This is a genomic window from Phenylobacterium sp. (assembly GCF_016793225.1).
Taxonomy (GTDB): Bacteria; Pseudomonadota; Alphaproteobacteria; order Caulobacterales; family Caulobacteraceae; genus Phenylobacterium.
On sequence record NZ_JAEUMN010000106.1, the window covers coordinates 62,205 to 78,766 of the forward strand.

15 protein-coding genes are annotated in these 16,562 nt (G+C 68.9%); 5 read left to right on the top strand and 10 right to left on the bottom strand.

The window, feature by feature from the left end; all coding sequences use genetic code 11:
* Positions 1-8: 8 nt before the first annotated feature.
* Genes JNK30_RS12700 through JNK30_RS12715 form a run of 4 tightly spaced genes read right to left on the bottom strand, consistent with a single transcriptional unit; the run spans position 9 to position 6,128 of the window.
* Positions 9-3,242: a CusA/CzcA family heavy metal efflux RND transporter gene (locus tag JNK30_RS12700; RefSeq protein ID WP_293482611.1), complete on the bottom strand. Its 3,234-nt coding sequence runs from the start codon at positions 3,240-3,242 to the stop codon at positions 9-11.
* Positions 3,243-3,279: 37 nt separating this feature from the next.
* Positions 3,280-4,437: an efflux RND transporter periplasmic adaptor subunit gene (locus JNK30_RS12705; RefSeq protein ID WP_293482612.1), complete on the bottom strand. Its 1,158-nt coding sequence runs from the start codon at positions 4,435-4,437 to the stop codon at positions 3,280-3,282.
* On the bottom strand, positions 4,434-5,696 hold the full coding sequence (locus tag JNK30_RS12710) for a TolC family protein (RefSeq protein WP_293482613.1): 1,263 nt from the start codon (positions 5,694-5,696) through the stop codon (positions 4,434-4,436). Before JNK30_RS12710 ends, JNK30_RS12705 begins: the two co-directional genes overlap by 4 nt.
* A gap of 48 nt (positions 5,697-5,744) precedes the next feature.
* The gene (locus JNK30_RS12715) at positions 5,745-6,128 is read right to left on the bottom strand and encodes a hypothetical protein (RefSeq protein ID WP_293482614.1); all 384 of its coding nucleotides are present in this window, start codon (positions 6,126-6,128) and stop codon (positions 5,745-5,747) included.
* A gap of 186 nt (positions 6,129-6,314) precedes the next feature.
* On the opposite strand from JNK30_RS12715, the gene JNK30_RS12720 reads away from it, so the two are divergent.
* The 5 genes from JNK30_RS12720 to JNK30_RS12740 all read left to right on the top strand — a co-directional run bounded on the left by JNK30_RS12720 (position 6,315) and on the right by JNK30_RS12740 (position 9,340).
* Positions 6,315-6,749 (top strand): helix-turn-helix domain-containing protein, encoded by a 435-nt coding sequence (locus JNK30_RS12720; RefSeq protein ID WP_293482615.1) that lies wholly within the window; start codon positions 6,315-6,317, stop codon positions 6,747-6,749.
* 2 nt (positions 6,750-6,751) lie between these two features.
* Positions 6,752-7,234, top strand: coding sequence for a transcriptional repressor (locus JNK30_RS12725; protein WP_293482616.1), 483 nt, complete (start codon positions 6,752-6,754; stop codon positions 7,232-7,234).
* Between the two features lie 180 nt (positions 7,235-7,414).
* Positions 7,415-8,560: a nickel/cobalt efflux transporter gene (locus tag JNK30_RS12730; RefSeq protein WP_293482617.1), complete on the top strand. Its 1,146-nt coding sequence runs from the start codon at positions 7,415-7,417 to the stop codon at positions 8,558-8,560.
* A 21-nt stretch (positions 8,561-8,581) separates the two neighbouring features.
* Positions 8,582-8,848, top strand: coding sequence for a metal-sensing transcriptional repressor (locus tag JNK30_RS12735; protein WP_293482618.1), 267 nt, complete (start codon positions 8,582-8,584; stop codon positions 8,846-8,848).
* 225 nt (positions 8,849-9,073) lie between these two features.
* The gene (locus JNK30_RS12740; RefSeq protein ID WP_293482723.1) at positions 9,074-9,340 is read left to right on the top strand and encodes an AlpA family transcriptional regulator; all 267 of its coding nucleotides are present in this window, start codon (positions 9,074-9,076) and stop codon (positions 9,338-9,340) included.
* Here the strand turns inward: JNK30_RS12740 and JNK30_RS12745 are convergent.
* The 6 genes from JNK30_RS12745 to JNK30_RS12770 form a co-directional block, all read right to left on the bottom strand.
* Positions 9,330-10,586, bottom strand: a complete 1,257-nt coding sequence (locus JNK30_RS12745; protein WP_293482725.1) for an integrase arm-type DNA-binding domain-containing protein — start codon at positions 10,584-10,586, stop codon at positions 9,330-9,332. The genes JNK30_RS12740 and JNK30_RS12745 overlap by 11 nt on opposite strands.
* Before the next feature lie 297 nt (positions 10,587-10,883).
* Positions 10,884-12,443: a glutamine-hydrolyzing GMP synthase gene (gene guaA / locus JNK30_RS12750; RefSeq protein WP_293482619.1), complete on the bottom strand. Its 1,560-nt coding sequence runs from the start codon at positions 12,441-12,443 to the stop codon at positions 10,884-10,886.
* Between the two features lie 49 nt (positions 12,444-12,492).
* On the bottom strand, positions 12,493-13,770 hold the full coding sequence (locus tag JNK30_RS12755; RefSeq protein WP_293482620.1) for an RsmB/NOP family class I SAM-dependent RNA methyltransferase: 1,278 nt from the start codon (positions 13,768-13,770) through the stop codon (positions 12,493-12,495).
* 4 nt (positions 13,771-13,774) lie between these two features.
* The gene (locus JNK30_RS12760) at positions 13,775-14,173 is read right to left on the bottom strand and encodes an MAPEG family protein (protein WP_293482621.1); all 399 of its coding nucleotides are present in this window, start codon (positions 14,171-14,173) and stop codon (positions 13,775-13,777) included.
* A gap of 14 nt (positions 14,174-14,187) precedes the next feature.
* A complete protein-coding gene (gene guaB / locus JNK30_RS12765) occupies positions 14,188-15,648 on the bottom strand; it encodes an IMP dehydrogenase (protein ID WP_293482622.1) in 1,461 nt (486 codons plus the stop codon).
* A gap of 71 nt (positions 15,649-15,719) precedes the next feature.
* Positions 15,720-16,517 carry a class I SAM-dependent methyltransferase gene (locus JNK30_RS12770; RefSeq protein ID WP_293482623.1) on the bottom strand — a complete coding sequence of 266 codons (798 nt, stop codon included), beginning with the start codon at positions 16,515-16,517 and terminating at the stop codon, positions 15,720-15,722.
* Positions 16,518-16,562: the final 45 nt, after the last annotated feature.

Consider the following 16,562-nt stretch of genomic DNA (forward strand, 5'->3'; position numbering starts at 1 on the left):
ACACGCCTTCAGGCCGCGTTGGGGGCGGTCGCGCCCGAAGGGTCGGCCGCGGTTTCGCGCGCTCGGCCGAACTGCAGGATGAGCTTGGCGATGGCCGGAAGGACGAAGAGCGTCACCGCCGTCGCCGTGATCAGCCCCCCGATCACGACCATGGCGAGAGGCTTCTGGACCTCCGCCCCGGTGCCGTGCGCCAGCGCCATTGGGATGAAGCCGATGGCCGGCACAAGACCGGTCATCAGGACCGGCCGAAACCGCTCCATGGCCCCTTCGAGGATGGCGTCCTCGACGGGGCGGCCCGAGACGATGCGCTCGCGGATGCTGGTCATCACGACCAGGCCGTTCAGCACCGCCACGCCGGCCAGCACGATGAAGCCCACGGCCGCCGAGATCGAGAAGGTGATCCCGGTCGCCGCCAGGGCGAACACACCGCCGGCGAGCCCCAGCGGGATCGCGGCGAACACCGAGGCCGCCGGCGCGAAGCCGCCCAGAGCCAGGAACAGCACCAGGAAGATCAGTACGAAGCAGATCGGCACCACGATGCCGAGGCGCGCCGTCGCCGCCTTCAGGTTCTCGAACTGCCCGCCCCAGGTGAGATAGGAGCCGGTGGGGAGCGGCACAGCCTCGACCTTGGTCCGCGCCTCGTTGACGAACGAGCCGATGTCGCGGCCGCGCACATTGACCTGGATCACCACGCGACGCTTGCCGTCCTCCCGGCTGACCTGGTTCAGGCCCTCGGTGAAGCGGAACTCGACAAGCTGGCGCAGCGCGACCGACTGGCGGGCCTGTCCTTCGGCCGCCGGCAGCATGACGGGCATCGCGCCGATCGCGTCGATGTCGTCGCGCTGCATCAGCGGCGTGCGGACCGTGATGTCGAAGCGCTTGTCGCCTTCGAACACGCTGCCGGCCTCGCGGCCGCCGAGGGCGGTGGCGACGGTATCGGCCACCTCCTCGACCGTCAGGCCGAAGCGCGCGATCGCCGCGCGGTCGAGCCGCACGTCGAGAGTGGGCGCGCCGGCGGTCTGCTCGACGCGCACGCCCTGAGCGCCCGGGATCTTCTCCAGGGTGGCCCCGATATGGGCGGCGGCGGCGCTCATCTGCTCGAGGTCGTCGCCATAGAGCTTGATGGCCACGTCGCCGCGGACGCCGGCGATCAGTTCGTTGAAGCGCAGCTGGATCGGCTGAGTGACCTCGTAACCGTTGCCCAGCAGGGGCTCGAGCTTCTTGAGGATCCGTTCGGTGACCTGCGCCTTCGTCTCGACGCCCTTCGACCATTCCTTTTGAGGCTTCAGGATGACGAAGCCGTCCGACTGGTTGGGCGGCATCGGATCGGTGGCGACCTCGGCGGTGCCGGTCTTCGACACCATCATCGCCACCTCGGGGACCGACAGCACGGCCTTCTCGACCTGCTGTTGCATGGATTTGGATTGCTCGATGGAGGTGGACGGGATGCGCAGGGCGCCCACTGCCATGTTCTTCTCGTCGAGGGTGGGGATGAACTCCTGACCCAGGAAGGAGAAGACCACCGCCGACACCGCGAACACGGCCAGGCCGCCGCCGATGAACTGCCACGGGCGAGCGAGCGCGCGCCGCAGAAGCGGCTCGTAGCGGACCTTGGACCACTGGATGGCGCGGACTTCCTTCTCCGCGACCTTGCCGCGCATCAGGATCGCGACCATGGCCGGCACGAAGGTCAGCGACAGGATGAAGGCGGCGCCCAGCGCGAGCATGATCGTGATCGCCATCGGCGAGAACGTCTTGCCCTCGACGCCGGTGAACGTGAGCAGCGGCGCGAACACCAGGAAGATGACCGCCTGGCCGTAGACGGTGGGCCGGATCATCTCCTGGCTGGCATGCAGCACCGTCTCCAGCCGCTCCCGCAGGGAAAGCAACCGGCCTTCGTGGTGCTGTCGTTCGGCCAGTCTGAGCAGGCAGTTCTCGATGATGATCACCGTGCCGTCGACGATCAGGCCGAAGTCCAGGGCGCCCAGGCTCATCAGGTTGCCCGGCACCTTGGTGGCGTTCATGCCGATCGCCATCATCAGGAATGAGAACGGGATGATCAGCACCGCGATCAGGGCGGCGCGCCAGTTGCCGAGCAGGAAGAAGAGCGTCGCCGCCACGAGGATCGCACCCTCGGTGAGGTTGCGCTCGACGGTGCCGACGGTGGCGTTCACCAGCACCGAGCGGTCGAGGGCGGTCGTGACCACCACGCCCGGCGGCAGCGACTTCTTGACCTCCTCGAGCTTCACCCCGACCGCCTTGGCGACGGTGCGGCTGTTCTCGCCGATGAGCATCAGGGCGGTGCCGACCACGGTCTCCTGACCGTTCTTCGTCGCCGCCCCGGTCCGCAGATCGCCGCCGATCCGCACCGCGGCGACATCCTTCACCGCGACGGGCACGCCCCCCCGCGTGGCGATCACCGCGTTGGAGATCTCGTCGAGGGTGCGCACCCGGGCGTCGGCGCGGACCAGATAGGCCTCGCCGGCGCGCTGGATGAAGTTGGCGCCGACCGAAATGTTGGCGGCTTCCAGCGCCTTGGCGAGGTCGGCGTAGGAGATCCCGTAGGCCGACAGCTTCGCGGGCTCTGGTTCGACGATGTACTGCTTTTCGTAGCCTCCGATGGAGTCGACCCCGGCGACGCCGGCCACGGTGCGCAGCTGTGGACGGATGATCCAGTCCTGCACCGTGCGCAGGTAGCCGGCCTGCGAGACCGCGTCGGTCAGCCGTTCGCCCTCGGGCGTCAGGTAGGCGCCGTCCGATTGCCAGCCCGGGGCGCCGTCGCGGACCTTGCCGGTCTTGGGTGCGAACTCCACCGTGTAGAAGAACACCTCGCCCAGCCCGGTGGTCACCGGCCCGACCTGAGGCTGAACGCCCTCCGGGAGCGTGTCCCGCGCCTGGGTCAGTCGCTCGGCCACCTGCTGGCGGGCGAAGTACAGGTCCGAGCTGTCTTTGAAGACGGCCGTGACCTGGCTGAACCCGTTGCGTGAGATCGAGCGCGTCGTCTCCAGGCCGGGAATGCCGGCGAGCGCTGTCTCGATCGGGAAGGTAACCCGCTTCTCCATTTCGATCGGCGAAAGCGCCGGATCGATGGTGTTGATCTGCACCTGCTTGTTGGTGATGTCCGGCACGGCGTCGATCGGCAGCTTGGTCAGCTGCCAGGCGCCGAACGCGGCCACGATGAGCGTGATGAAGAGGACGTACCAACGCCCCTTCACCGCGATTGAGAGAATACGGCCGATCATTGCGGCAGGTCTCCAAACGGGATGTGCGGGGTGGCGGTCACTCTTCCTCCTCCGAGCCCTTCTGGAGCTCGGCCTTCAGGAGGAAGGCGTTCTTGGCGGCGACGACGTCGCCTGGCTTCAGGCCGGACAGGATCTCGGCGCGCCCGGCGGCCCGCTGCCCCACGCTCACGCGCTGGACGCGGAAGCCCTTGGCGGTCCGCACGAAGACGGATTCACTGCCGTTGATCGTCTGCACCGCCTCGTCGGGGACGACGATGCCGGTGGTGGCCGTCTGCCGCACGGTGATGCGGGCCCGCACGGTCTGGCCCGGCTGCAGGACTGCATTGCCGCCGCTGAGCGCCAGGACGACGGTGGCCGAGCGCGTCTCGGCGCTGAGCCCCGGCGTGACGGATCGGACGACGGCCTCACGTGTGCCGCCGCCGGTCACCTCGATCACCGCGGCGTCGCCAGGCTGCACGCGCTGGGCGTCCGCGGCCGTCACGGACGCTTCGATCTGAATGCGCGACGGATCGGCGATGCGGAAGAGTTCGGTCTCGGGCTGCACATAGGCGCCCAGGCTCACCGCCGACGCTGTAATGCGGCCGCTGATCGGGCTCACGACCATCACGTAGCGGCCATCGCGCGAGACGTCGGCGGCGCTGACGGCCGTCGCGGCGCCGCGGGCTTCCGCCTCCGCGGCGGCCAGCTCGGCCTGCGCCGCTTCGAGATCCTGGCGAGGACTGACGCGCTCCTCGAACAGACGCTTCTCGCGCGCGTAGACCTTGCGGGCCAATTCCGCCTTGGCTGCGGCCGAACTGCGGGTGGCCGCGATCTGGGCCGCCTCGCGGCTTACGACCAGCGCCAAGGTCTCGCCCGCGCGGACGGGGTCGCCGAGGCGCTTGTTGATCCGCGCCACGGCGCCAGCCGCGCGCGCCGTCAGCACCGCTTGACCCGTGGGCTCAGCGGTCACCGTCGCTTGGGCCAGCACTTCTGAGGCGAGGCCGCCGGCCGCGACCGTCTGCAGCGCGACACCAGCGGCGGTGATCCGGTCCGCCGCCATGTCGAGGCCCGTCGGGGCGGCTTCGGCCTTTTCGGGCGCCGCGGCCGCTTCCGGCGGCTTCGCCGCGGTCAGCCGGGCGACGCCATAGCCGCCTGCAGCGGCCACCAGCACGGCGGCGGCCACGGCGCCGTAGAGGCGCGTCTTGTCGGTTTTCATTCCTGGTCTCCGAACGGGATGGCGCCGCGCAGGCGGGCGATGGACGCCTCGGCTGCGACGCGCTCGATCTGGGCTTCGATGGATTGGGTGCGCGCCTCGGTGAGCGCCCGGCGCGCGGTCAGCAGTTCCAGCAGGGAGAGCTTGCCGCCCTCGTAGCCGACACCGGCCAGCCGCGAGGCCTCCGCAGCGGCGGATTCGCCCTCCTCCGAGGCCTGAACCCGGGCCTGTGCGGCGTTCAGCCGGGCGATCGCGGCGCTGGCCTCGGCCACCGCGTCGAGACGGGCGGCGTTGAGGCGGGCTTCTGCCGCAGTCAACTCCGCCCGCGCGGCCGAGATGTTGCCGCGGTTCTGGTCGAACAGCGGAAACGGGACCGAGACCCCGGCCACCATCGCCGAGGACTTATCCGCTTCGAACCGGCGCGCGCCCACCGAGACGGTGACGTCTGGAACGGCGCGGGTGCGTTCGACCTGGACGCGGCGGGCGGCGGCCTGCCGTGCAGCCTCCGCGGCCTGGTAGGCCGGGCTGCGCAGAGGGTCGATGTCGCCCGCCACTTCACGCCGAGCGGCGTGGGACAGAAGGCTGACCCGGATCGACGTGAACGCCACAGGCGAGCCGGACAGCGCCGTGAGGTCGCCGAGCGCCTTCGATCGCGTCGAGCGCGCCTCCTCCAGGGCCGCCTGGGCGGCCTGCAGGGCGGCGCGCGCCTGAACAGCGCGAACGTCAGCCTCCTTGCCCGCTCGGACGAGCGCCGAGGCGACCCGGCTGTCTTCCTGGGCGAAGGCCAGGCTCTCGGTCGCCAGTTGCAGACGCCGCTCGGAGGCCTCGGCCAGGGCGTAGGCCGCGGCGAGGTCGAAGACGAAGTCGGCCTGCGAGCGGACCGCATCCGCACGCGCGGCGCCGACCTCGGCCCGGGCGGCGCCGATCCGCGCGCTGCGCTTGCCCCCAAGCTCGATCAGTTGCCCGATCGAGGCGGTCGATTCCGCGGCATTGGTGCCCCGGAAGGGGCCGGAGCCGGAGAAGTTCTCGACCTCGACCGACACGGTCGGGTTGGGCAGCACGGCGGCTTGCCGCGCCAGGCCTTCAGCTCGGGCGACCTGCGCCTGAGCCTCGGCCGAGCGAGGCGCCCGGGATTGCGCCTGCATCAGCAAGGCGGGAAATGGCGGCGCGGGCTCGGCCCAGGCGACAGCCGCGGTCAGCGAAAGCGCGGACGCGCTCGCCAGGGCGGCCACAAGCGGCCGCACGCGTATGGGGGAAGGCATGAAGATCCTCTGCGATTGACGGAAAGGCGCGCGTTTGCGCGCGATCCGTCAGGCGCGAGGGGGCGGTTTGGCGTGGGCGAGGTCGGCGGACGCCAGCATCAGGTCCCGAGCCGGACGTGTGGCGTGATGAGACACGGTCGCCGCAACGAGGGTCTCGGTGGGGATGGCGGCGGCGATCTGGACGTGGTGGCAGTGCCCATGCAGACAGGCGCCCAGCCCCGGATCGGGAGCCCCCGACTTGCCGGAGTGGTGGGCGCTGGTGTCGGCCGTGCTCGCCTTCTCAAGCGTCGCTGTGGCGACGGACTCGTCTTCCCCGCCGCACATGACGCCATCCATGGCCGGAGCCGTGACGAAGAGCGCGATGAGGCAGGCGGTGAGCACCGCCGCCAGCGTCCTCGAGAGGTTGCGCAATCCCGTCACGAGGCCGCTCATAGCTCGACTGCCTGCTTCGGGGAATGCGTTACATAGTTTCGGTTGGCGGGAGGCGCCCCCACGGTCGCGCCGCCGCACGCCCGGACGGGTGGAGCGACATCGTCGAACGGAAAGGCCCGGCCCCGAAGCATGGCCGCACCCTAGATGCTCTAGCCACTAGAGGATCAAGCGCTTATTTTGCGAGTCATGCTGAGCATCGGAAAACTCTCGAAGGCCGCCGGGGTGAAGGTCCCGACCATCCGCTTCTACGAACAGATCGGCCTGCTCCCGGAGCCGGTTCGCACCGCCAGCGATCGGCGGACCTACGGCGAGGCTGCGATCCGCCGGCTCGCGTTCATCCGCCATGCTCGGGAGCTCGGGTTCTCGGTCGAGGCGATCCGGTCGCTCCTGGCGCTCAGCGACGCCCCTGAGCAACCGTGCGAAACCGCCGACGCACTCGCCCGCGAGCAGCTGGCTGACGTGGAAGCGAAGATCACGCGGCTCGAGGCCCTGCGGGCCGAGTTGCGTCGCATGCTCGACGGCGACCATCAGGGACCTGCAGGCCACTGCCGGGTGATCGAGGTGCTGGGCGACCACAGCCTCTGCCTGGCGGACCACCGCAGCGCCGCGCCGCCAAAATGACAATGGCGCTCGTCTCGCGCACGACCGATCCAGCCGTCCAAAGCGCGGTAGCGAACGCCGCGGCCAGGGTCGAGGCGAAGGGTGCAAGCTGGGGCGAGGCAAAGCGCCGGACGTTCGAGTTACTGGTCGCCGCCGGCCGGCCAGTTAAGGCCTACGACCTGATCGCGGCCTATGCGCCAGGCCGCCCGCCGCAGCCTCCGACGATCTATCGGGCAATACAGTTCCTGCTCGACCACGGCCTCGTCCATCGGATCGCATGCCAGAATGCATTCGTCGCCTGCACGCTTGGCGCGATCGCGCACGAGAGCGGGTTCCTTATCTGTAGTAGTTGCGGAGCGACGGAAGAAACGGTCCTGGACAGCGACGCGTTTGCCAACGCTGCCGCGCGTGTCGGCTTTCAAGTCCATCAACTGATTTCTGAAATCCGAGGCATATGTCCAGCGTGCAGCGGCGCAGGTCTACGAGGAGGCTTGCCCGAAGGGTAGGCGCGCCCGAAGCAAGGCATGGCGGACGCCCGGACCCGACCCGAAGCGGCGAGTGCACAAGCAAGCGCGCGAACCGCACCTCCACGCGAACAAGCAGGCGGATCTCCGTTGAGCTAGGTCGATGGTTGTGCCGCAGCGCCCGCGGCTCGACTTATCCTCCCCTGGGGGATAGGTTACCTCATGCCTACCTTCGTAGATTTAATCCAACAGAGCACCGCGCACGCTTGGCTGTTCATCCCCAGCGCCATCCTCCTCGGCGCACTCCACGGCCTTGAACCGGGGCACTCCAAGACGATGATGGCCGCCTTCGTCATCGCGATCCGGGGAACAGTGAGACAGGCCGTGCTGCTGGGGCTCTGCGCGACGCTGTCTCACACAGCCGTTGTTTGGGTGATCGCCCTGGGCGGCCTCTACCTCTGGCGCGGCCTGGCGCCTGAGACGATCGAACCGTACCTTCAACTCGCGTCAGGCGTGATCGTCATCTGCATGGCAGCCTGGATGCTTTGGCGAACCCGTCGCGAACAATTGCTCGCGGACGCCCACGATCATCATCACGACCAGGAACATCATGATCACCACCACGCTCATGACGACGCCCACCGGATCGACACCGGGCACGGTGTGCTATTCCTCGCGATCGTCGAAGATGGCGTGCCGCCGCGCTTCCAACTGACGGCCCAACGCGGTCTCCATTGGACCGCCGATGCGGCCTTCATCGAGACCGAGCGCCCGGACGGCGCTCGACAGACCTTTGCTTTCCGCTCGACGGCGGCAGGCGCGCTTGAGTCCGTTGAAGAGATTCCTGAACCGCACGAGTTCATGGCGCGCCTGTCGCTCCGCGATGGGGACCATTCACACAGCTACGATGTCGCTTTCATTGAGCTCGCCCATGGCGACGACCCTGTCCACGCTGAACTTCGGGGCCTCGAGGCGGCCGGCGGCTACCAGGACGCCCACGAACTCGCCCACGCCAACGACATCCGCCGACGCTTCGCCGGACGGGATGTGACGACGGCCCAGATCGCCGTCTTTGGGCTCACAGGGGGCCTGATCCCCTGCCCCGGGGCGATCACGGTGTTGCTGCTCTGCCTGCAGTTGAAGGCGTTCACGCTGGGCGCCGTGCTGGTGCTGTGCTTCAGCATCGGCCTGGCGTTGACCATGGTCAGTTCGGGTGTGATCGCCGCACTGAGTGTGCGCCAAGTCTCGAAGCGCTTCTCAGGCTTCGGCGAAATCGTGCGCAAGGCGCCCTACGCGTCGGGCGCACTGATCCTGCTGATCGGCCTCTACCTGGGCTACAGTGGCTGGGCCCATTTACCCGGCCGCTGAGTCCCCCTTGCTGGAGCCCGCGTGAGTCACACGAACAACCTCGACCTGGTCAACCGCCTGAAGCGCGCCCATGGCCACCTCGCAAAGATCGTGACGATGATTGAGCAGGATCGCGACGCCCTGGAGACTGCGCAGCAGTTGCAGGCGGTGATCGCGGCCCTGGAGAAGGCAAAGAAGGTGCTGGTAACGGACCACATCGAGCACCACCTTGAAGAGGCGGTGGGTCCGCTCTCCCGCGAGGCTCGCGAGAAGCTCGCGAGGTTGAGCGATCTCGCCAAGTACCTCTGAGCTCGCCCGTGGGCTGACCGGCGTCGTTGTGGGTGTATGCCGGCGGACGGCGCATGGCGTTGACGGAAGCACCCTCGCGACGAGCACAACATCATCCGTTTTGTGCTCTCCGCCCCTCTAGGCCACTACCCGCGCATAGACGGGCTTTCCCGGCCGCCTTGCTTGCGATTCGGTGGGGCGCCGCGGATCAGGAGAGAGGCCATGCCTCCAGACATCGCCGTCCAAATGCACAGCAGCCCGCGGGTCCGGCGCACAATCCGACGAACGGAATTGCGCCAGCTTGTGCCCCTAGCCGACACAACGATCTACGATCTCGAGCAGCGCGGAGAGTTTCCCCGACGATTCAACCTGACGGCCCGATGCGTGGTGTGGGACTTGGCGGAGGTCGAAGCGTGGCTCGACGATCGCCGCCGCGCCTCAAACGCCGCGCAGATCGGACGCGCCCCCTCCCCCGATGTTCGCCAGCGACGAACGCGACCGGTTAGACAGTAGCCGCGACCGGGCCGATCTCCATCGAGGGCGGCAGCAGGTCCGGCTTGAACTTCCGTCCCTCGGCCCACGCGTCGACCATGTCGGCCCACTGCTGCAGCATGTGACGCCGCTGGGGCTCGTACTCGGCCTTGTTGTAGACGCCCCGCGACGAGTGGCTGTCCTCGTGCGCCAACGCCTTCTCGATCCAGTCCCGATTGAAGCCGAGTTCGTTCAACAGGGTCGATCCGGTGCGGCGAAGGTCATGCACAGTGAACGGCGCGACGGGCAGGCCCTGCTTCTTCGCCAGATCCGCCACAGCGGTGGTGACACGGTTGAAGGTCGCGCGGGACATTGGGGCGTCGGCGTCGTACCGCGACGGCAGCACGTAGCGCGAATTCCCCGCGCAGGTCTTGAGCGCGACGAAGATGTCGAGCGACTGCTGCGACAGGTACACATTGTGCGGCTTCGAGCGCTTCATCCGCTCCTTCGGGATCGTCCATACGGCGTTCTCGAAATCCACCTCGTCCCAGACCGCATCCTGCAGTTCGCTCTTTCGAACCATCGTCAGGATGATGAGCTTCAGGCCCAGGCGGATCGTCGGCAGCGTCGGCACCTGGTCCAGCAGTCGCAGCGTCAAGCGCAGCTCGGTCGGCGACAGCGATCGATCGCGCGGCGTAAACGTGCTGATCGAGGCCGGCATCACCTCCTCGGCCGGGTTTCTCACCTTCTCGCCGTGCAGGATCGCGTAGGCGTAGACCAGTTTGACGATGTCACGGACGTGGATCGCGGTCGCCGGCGCGCCCCGCTCCTTCACCCTGGCGCACGCTGCGCGCAGGTCATCCGGCGAGATCTCATGGAGCAGGCGGTTGCGAAAGGTCGGCAACAGGTCGCGCTCGAAGATCGTGCGCCGCATGGCCCGCGTGCTGTCGGCCATCGGCGCCCCCTGAAGCCAGCGCTCTCCAAACTCCCCGAAGCTCTTGGCCTCTTGCAGCCGGCGCTTCTCTCGCTGCTTCTCCTGGGCGGGCGAATGTCCGTCGGCCACGGCGCGCCGCGCGTCGAGGCACATTTCCCGCGCACGCGCCAGCGAGAGACCGGACGGGCCGTACTTGCCGATGGTCAGGGTCTCTCGCCGGCCGTGCAGGCGGTAGTCGTATCGGAAGGTGATCGCCCCTGACGGCGCCACGTGCGCGTACATACCGTCACGGTCACTGAGCTTGAAGGCTTTCGCCTGGGGCTTGAGGTTACGCAGGGCCGTGTCAGTCAGCATGAGATGGAGCTCTGAAAGCGAAAATACCGTCACCCCTTTTCGGGGGGTCTCGGAGTTCGCTTTTCGCTTATTTTTCCAACTCTTGGCGTTGAAAAAATACCGTCACGCGCTCCGATTTCCCTGACGGTATGTGCGCTGACGGTATGATGCAAGCGGAGCCGCTACCGTCACCGGCGCCGTCATGCGATTTCGCTGCCCACCGATAGTTGTCGATAGACATCGAGACGATTCACGTTTTATTTCAGTGAATTAGGATCGCAAATTGGATCTCCCCGATAGCCCCCGAAGGCTATCGGATCATTCCCACTCGATGGTGCCGGGCGGCTTGGACGTGACGTCGTAGACGACGCGGTTCACGCCCCTCACCTCGTTGATGATCCGCGTGGCGCAGCGGCCGAGGACGTCCCAGGGGAATTCGAAGAAGTCGGCGGTCATGCCGTCGGTGGAGGTGACGGCGCGCAGGGCCAGGACGTGCTCGTAGGTACGCGCATCGCCCATCACGCCCACCGTCTTCACCGGCAGCAGGACCGCGAAAGCCTGCCAGATCGAGTCGTAGAGCCCGGCCTTGCGGATCTCGTCCAGGTAGATCGCGTCGGCCTGCTGCAGCACGGCCACCTTCTCGCGGGTGATCTCGCCGGGGATGCGGATGGCGAGGCCGGGGCCGGGGAACGGGTGGCGACCGACGAACGGCGGCGGAAGGCCCAGCTCGACGCCGAGGGCCCGGACCTCGTCCTTGAACAGCTCACGGAGCGGCTCGACCAGCTTCAGCTTCATGTAGTCCGGCAGGCCGCCCACGTTGTGGTGGCTCTTGATGACCGCCGAGGGCCCGCCCCGCGCCGACACGCTCTCGATGACGTCGGGATAGAGCGTGCCCTGGGCCAGGAACTCGGCCCCTTCGATCTTGGCGCTCTCCCGGTCGAAGACGTCGATGAAGAGCCGGCCGATGGTCTTGCGCTTGGTCTCCGGGTCGGTGACGCCCGCGAGCTCGCCCAGGAAAAGGTCCGACGCATCAACGTGAACGAGCGGGATGTTGTAGTGATCCCGGAACATGGTGACGACCTGGGTCGCCTCGTTCTGGCGCAGCAGACCGGTGTCCACGAACACGCAGGTGAGCTGGTCGCCGATCGCCTCGTGGATCAGCACGGCGGCCACCGAGCTGTCCACGCCGCCGGAGAGACCGCAGATGACCTTCGCCTTGCCCACCTGGGCGCGAATCTTCTCCACCTGCTCCTGGCGGTAGCTGGCCATGGTCCAGTCGCCCGAGAGCCCGGCGATGCGGTGGGTGAAGTTGCGCAGGATCAGCGCGCCGCGCGGCGTGTGCGCCACCTCCGGGTGGAACTGGATGCCGTAGAAGCGGCGGCCCTCGTCGGCGATCACGGCGAACGGCGAGCCTTCCGAGACGGCCACGGTCTCGAAGCCCTGCGGCAGGGCGGTGACCTTGTCGCCGTGGCTCATCCACACGGTTTCCCGGTGCCCGGCGCCGCCCAGGCCTTCCAGCAGCGGGCTGTCGCGGACGATCTCGATCTCGGCGCGGCCGAACTCACGCGTCGTGCCCGGCTCGACCTTTCCGCCCAGCTCGGCGCACATCGTCTGCTCGCCGTAGCAGATGCCCAGCACCGGCACGTCCGCCTCGAACAGAGCCCGGGCGGCCGCCGGGCTCTCGGCCTCGTGCACGCTGGCGGGACCGCCGGACAGGATGATCGCCTTCGGCCGCATGGCGGCGAGCGCCGCCTCGGCCTTGTCGTAGGGATGGATCTCGCAATAGACGCCGCTCTCGCGCACGCGCCGCGCGATCAGCTGGGTCACCTGGCTGCCGAAGTCGACGATCAGGACGCGTTCGTGGTGGGCTTCGGTCATGGCTTCCTGTCCGGCCAGGTTGTCGGGGCGCGTGCAGCGCACGTAACGGTCACGTCGTCTGCTCCAGGACGGCGACGTAGAAGCCGTCGGTGTCCGAGGCGCGCGGGGTCAGGCGCAGGTCGCCGAGCGGCGTCAGGAACGGCCTGAGCATCGGGTCTTCGGTGGCGGGCCGGCGGGCGAAGTCCGGACGGCGCTGCAGGAACGCCTCGACGCGGTCTTCGTCCTCCTCCGGCAGGACCGAGCAGGTGACGTACACGATGCGGCCCCCGGGCTTCACGAACCGCGCCCCGTCGTCGAGCACGCCGTCCTGGTCCTGCTGCCGCTTCGCCAGGGCTTCGGGGGTGAGGCGCCATTTCGTATCGGGATGCCGCCGCCACGACCCGGAACCGGTGCAGGGCGCATCGATGAAGACGAGGTCCATCCGGCCTTCCAGGTCCTTCAGCGCGTCCTTCGCCAGCGGCGTGCGGACCTGCAGGTTGCGGACGCCTGCGCGCTCGCCGCGGCGGACCGTGTCGGTCAGCCGGCGGGCATCGGAGTCGTAGGCGTAGATCTGCCCGGTGTTGGCCATGGCGGCCGCCAGCGCCAGGGTCTTGCCGCCCCCGCCGGCGCACAGATCCAGGACCTGCCGCCCCCGCACGTCGCCGGCGGCAAGGGCCGCGACCTGCGAGCCCAGGTCCTGCACTTCGAACCAGCCCTTCCCGAACTGAGGGATGGCCTCGACGGCCCCGGAACGGTCGGCCGCCTCCGGCGCGGGCACGCGCAGGGCGTTGGGTGACAGGCCGGGGATCTGGGGATCGAACGGCGCGAGCGCCTTCTGCGCCCGGGCCGGATCGGTCTTCAGCGTGTTGACGCGCAGGTCGACGGGCGCGCGCTCGGCCAGGGCGGCGGCTTCCTCGGCCCGCAGGTCGCCGAACGCCCGTGTCAGCGAGGCGTCCAGCCAGTCGGGATAGTCGCCGCGGACCGGCGGCGGCGCCTCGGCGAGGTCGCGGGGCCGGTCCAGCGCGGCCCGTTCGGCCTCGCTGAGCGCGCCGGGTCCGTGGGCCTCGTCGGCCGCCGCGTCGGCGATCCGGTCGACCGGCCAGTTCCAGACGACCCGCAGGGCCGCGAGCGCGGCGGCGCGGGGGCTGTCGTCGTTCATGCGCCAGCCCAGGGAACGCCGCCGCCGCAGGACGTCCAGGACCAGGCCCGAAACCCAGGCGCGGTCCTTGGCGCCGGCATACCGGGCGGCTTCACCCCAGGACTTCAGGGCCAGGCGGACGGGGCGGTGGCGGGCCTCGATCTCTTCGATGATCTCAATCGCCGCCGCCAGGCGCCCGCCGTCGCGCATCAGCTCACCGGTAGAGGCCGAACAGCACGCTGAGCATGCCGGCCGTGGCCACGAACCAGACGATGGAGCGGACCATCGGGACGCCGGTGGCGTACAGCGGCACGTACAGGGCGCGGCCCACCACATAGGCCCAGGCGCCCCAGACCGTCAGCGGCTGACCCAGCTTGCCGGCCACGCCACAGGCGACGACCGCGGCGACGAAGAAGGGGAAGGTCTCCGCGAAGTTCCAGAAGGCCCGCTCCAGGCGCGCGGCGACGCCGCTGATCGGCATGGGCGTGTCCCGCGGGCCTGCGGCCCACTTCATGTCCTGCTGCGCCCGCGCCGCGCCGGCGGCCCAGAGGAGCTGCACCAGCCCCACGACCACGGCCGCGCCGAGCAGCTTCAGTTCGATCGCGACATCCATTCGCCCCGCCCTCCCTAGTTCGGACTCGAATAGTTCGGCGCCTCGCGGGTCATCATCACGTCGTGGACGTGGCTCTCGCGCAGGCCCGCGTTGGTGATCCGAATGAACCGCGCCCGCTGCCGGAATTCGGCCAGCGTGGGCGCGCCCACATAGCCCATGGCCGCTCGCAGCCCGCCCACCATCTGGTGCAGGATCGGCGCGATCGGCCCCTTGTAGGCGACCTGGCCCTCGATCCCCTCGGGCACCAGCTTGAGGGTGTCCTTGACGTCCTTCTGGAAGTAGCGGTCGGCCGACCCCTGCCCCATGGCGCTCAGCGAGCCCATGCCGCGGTAGGCCTTGTAGCTGCGGCCCTGGTAGAGGAAGACCTCGCCCGGGGCCTCGTCCACGCCGGCGAAGACCGAGCCCATCATCGCCACCGACGCGCCCATGGCGAGCGCCTTGGCGAGATCGCCCGAGTACTTGATGCCGCCGTCGGCGACGACCGGAACGTCCGAACCCTCCGCCGCCCGCACGGCGTCCATGATCGCCGTCAGCTGGGGCACCCCGACGCCCGCGACGATCCGCGTCGTGCAGATCGAGCCCGGGCCGATCCCCACCTTCACCGCGTCGGCGCCGGCGTCGATCAGGGCGCGCGCGCCGTCGTAGGTGGCGATGTTGCCGGCGACGATCTGCACGCGGTTGGTCTCGCGCTTCACCCGCTGCACGGCGCGGGCCACGTCGGCGTTGTGGCCGTGGGCCGTGTCGATGACGACCACGTCCACTCCGGCGTCCACCAGGGCCATCGAGCGTTCGTAGCCCGCATCGCCGACGGTGGAGGCCGCCGCCACCAGCAGGCGGCCCTGGGCGTCCTTCGCCGCGTTGGGGTGCTGCTGGGACTTCTCCATGTCCTTGACGGTGATGAGCCCGACCGCGTGGTAGTCGTCGTCCACCACGATCAGCCGCTCGATCTTGTGCCGCCGCAGCAGGTCCCGCGCCTCGTCCTGCCCGACCCCTTCCTTGACGGTGACCAGACCGTCCTTGGTCATCAGGGCCTTGGCGGGGATGTCGTCGCGGCCCTCGAAGCGCATGTCGCGATTGGTGAGGATGCCTACGAGCTTCCCGGCGTCGTCGACCACCGGGAACCCGGAGATCTTCCGCCGCGCCTTGATCTGGCGGACCTCGCCCAGGGTGGTTTCCGGGCCGATGGTCATCGGATTGATGACCATGCCGCTTTCGTAGCGCTTCACCTCGCGGACGTGGTCGGCCTGCTCATCGACGGTGAGGTTGCGGTGCAGGACGCCGATGCCGCCGGACTGGGCCATGGCGATGGCCAGCCGGCTCTCGGTCACCGTGTCCATGGCCGCCGACACGAGCGGTATGTTCAGACTGATCTCGCGCGTGAACCGGGTCGAGACGTCCACCTGGGTGGGCATGACATCGGACGGGCCGGGTTCGAGCAAAACATCGTCGAAGGTGAGCCCTTCGCGAATCTCCATTGGAGTCTCCGTTTTGCGGGACGCGTATAGGGGGTCCGCCGCGGACGGGGCAAGGGGCCAGAGCGACGCGTTCATGCGATTGCGCCCTTCGGGGCGAAGACGATGAAGTCCCCGTGTGTCGGCTTCTCGGCGATCGCGCCCGCCGCGAGGTCGGCGTCGAGGCGCGCGAACCCCTCCTCGAGCTCGGCGTCCGACAGGTGCTCGAACACCGAGACGGCCCGCAGCTTCAGGCGTTCCACCGCCGCGGCCATGTCACCCTCGAACGGGAGTTCCATCTGCACGCTGGCGATGGTCGCGAAGCCGGCCGCCTCGAACAGGCTCCGCGTCTCGGCCTCGGTGGGGAACATCGCGCGTTCGACGGCCCAGCTGCCGGGGAAGTAGCCGCGCCACCAGTGGTCCGGGATGCGCTCGCGGAAGGTGCTGCGGAGAACGAGCCGGCCATCCCGGACGAGCACGCGCCGGATCTCCCGCGCGCCGGCCGGCTTGTCGGCCACGTGGTGCCAGGACAGGAACATCAGGACGAAGTCGGCGGCTGCGTCCGCCAGCGGGATCGCCTCCGCACGGCCGTCGACGTAGCGAACGTTGGGATGCGCCGACTCCGCCGCCGCGCGCAGCCGCATGCCCGCGGCGGGCTCCACGCCCAGGATCGGGCCGCCGAAACTCTCCGCCAGCGCCGGCGTGAAGCGGCCGGTTCCGGCGCCCAGGTCCACGCCGCTGAGCGGACGACGGCTCGGAAGATGTTCGGCGAAGACGTCCATCCACCGCCGGATCGCCTCGACGGGCAGCGCGCGTCCGCGGGCGTAGGCCTGATGCTGGACCTTGTCGTAGTCGACGGGCGGGAGCGGTGTGGGGGGCGCGGGGGGTTCCATGACCAGCCTGTGCCCGGATTGCCGCTGCAAGGAAATCGACTTATT

What these genes read in the sequence shown, in the direction of transcription:
- JNK30_RS12715 (WP_293482614.1), bottom strand. Translation starts at nt 6,128, where the DNA reads ATGAGCGGCCTCGTGACGGGATTGCGCAACCTCTCGAGGACGCTGGCG.
- JNK30_RS12725 (WP_293482616.1), top strand. Translation starts at nt 6,752, where the DNA reads ATGGCGCTCGTCTCGCGCACGACCGATCCAGCCGTCCAAAGCGCGGTA.
- guaA (WP_293482619.1), bottom strand. Translation starts at nt 12,443, where the DNA reads ATGACCGAAGCCCACCACGAACGCGTCCTGATCGTCGACTTCGGCAGC.
- JNK30_RS12710 (WP_293482613.1), bottom strand. Translation starts at nt 5,696, where the DNA reads ATGCCTTCCCCCATACGCGTGCGGCCGCTTGTGGCCGCCCTGGCGAGC.
- JNK30_RS12730 (WP_293482617.1), top strand. Translation starts at nt 7,415, where the DNA reads ATGCCTACCTTCGTAGATTTAATCCAACAGAGCACCGCGCACGCTTGG.
- JNK30_RS12740 (WP_293482723.1), top strand. Translation starts at nt 9,074, where the DNA reads ATGCACAGCAGCCCGCGGGTCCGGCGCACAATCCGACGAACGGAATTG.
- JNK30_RS12760 (WP_293482621.1), bottom strand. Translation starts at nt 14,173, where the DNA reads ATGGATGTCGCGATCGAACTGAAGCTGCTCGGCGCGGCCGTGGTCGTG.
- JNK30_RS12745 (WP_293482725.1), bottom strand. Translation starts at nt 10,586, where the DNA reads ATGCTGACTGACACGGCCCTGCGTAACCTCAAGCCCCAGGCGAAAGCC.
- JNK30_RS12770 (WP_293482623.1), bottom strand. Translation starts at nt 16,517, where the DNA reads ATGGAACCCCCCGCGCCCCCCACACCGCTCCCGCCCGTCGACTACGAC.
- JNK30_RS12705 (WP_293482612.1), bottom strand. Translation starts at nt 4,437, where the DNA reads ATGAAAACCGACAAGACGCGCCTCTACGGCGCCGTGGCCGCCGCCGTG.
- JNK30_RS12755 (WP_293482620.1), bottom strand. Translation starts at nt 13,770, where the DNA reads ATGCGCGACGGCGGGCGCCTGGCGGCGGCGATTGAGATCATCGAAGAG.
- guaB (WP_293482622.1), bottom strand. Translation starts at nt 15,648, where the DNA reads ATGGAGATTCGCGAAGGGCTCACCTTCGACGATGTTTTGCTCGAACCC.
- JNK30_RS12720 (WP_293482615.1), top strand. Translation starts at nt 6,315, where the DNA reads ATGCTGAGCATCGGAAAACTCTCGAAGGCCGCCGGGGTGAAGGTCCCG.
- JNK30_RS12700 (WP_293482611.1), bottom strand. Translation starts at nt 3,242, where the DNA reads ATGATCGGCCGTATTCTCTCAATCGCGGTGAAGGGGCGTTGGTACGTC.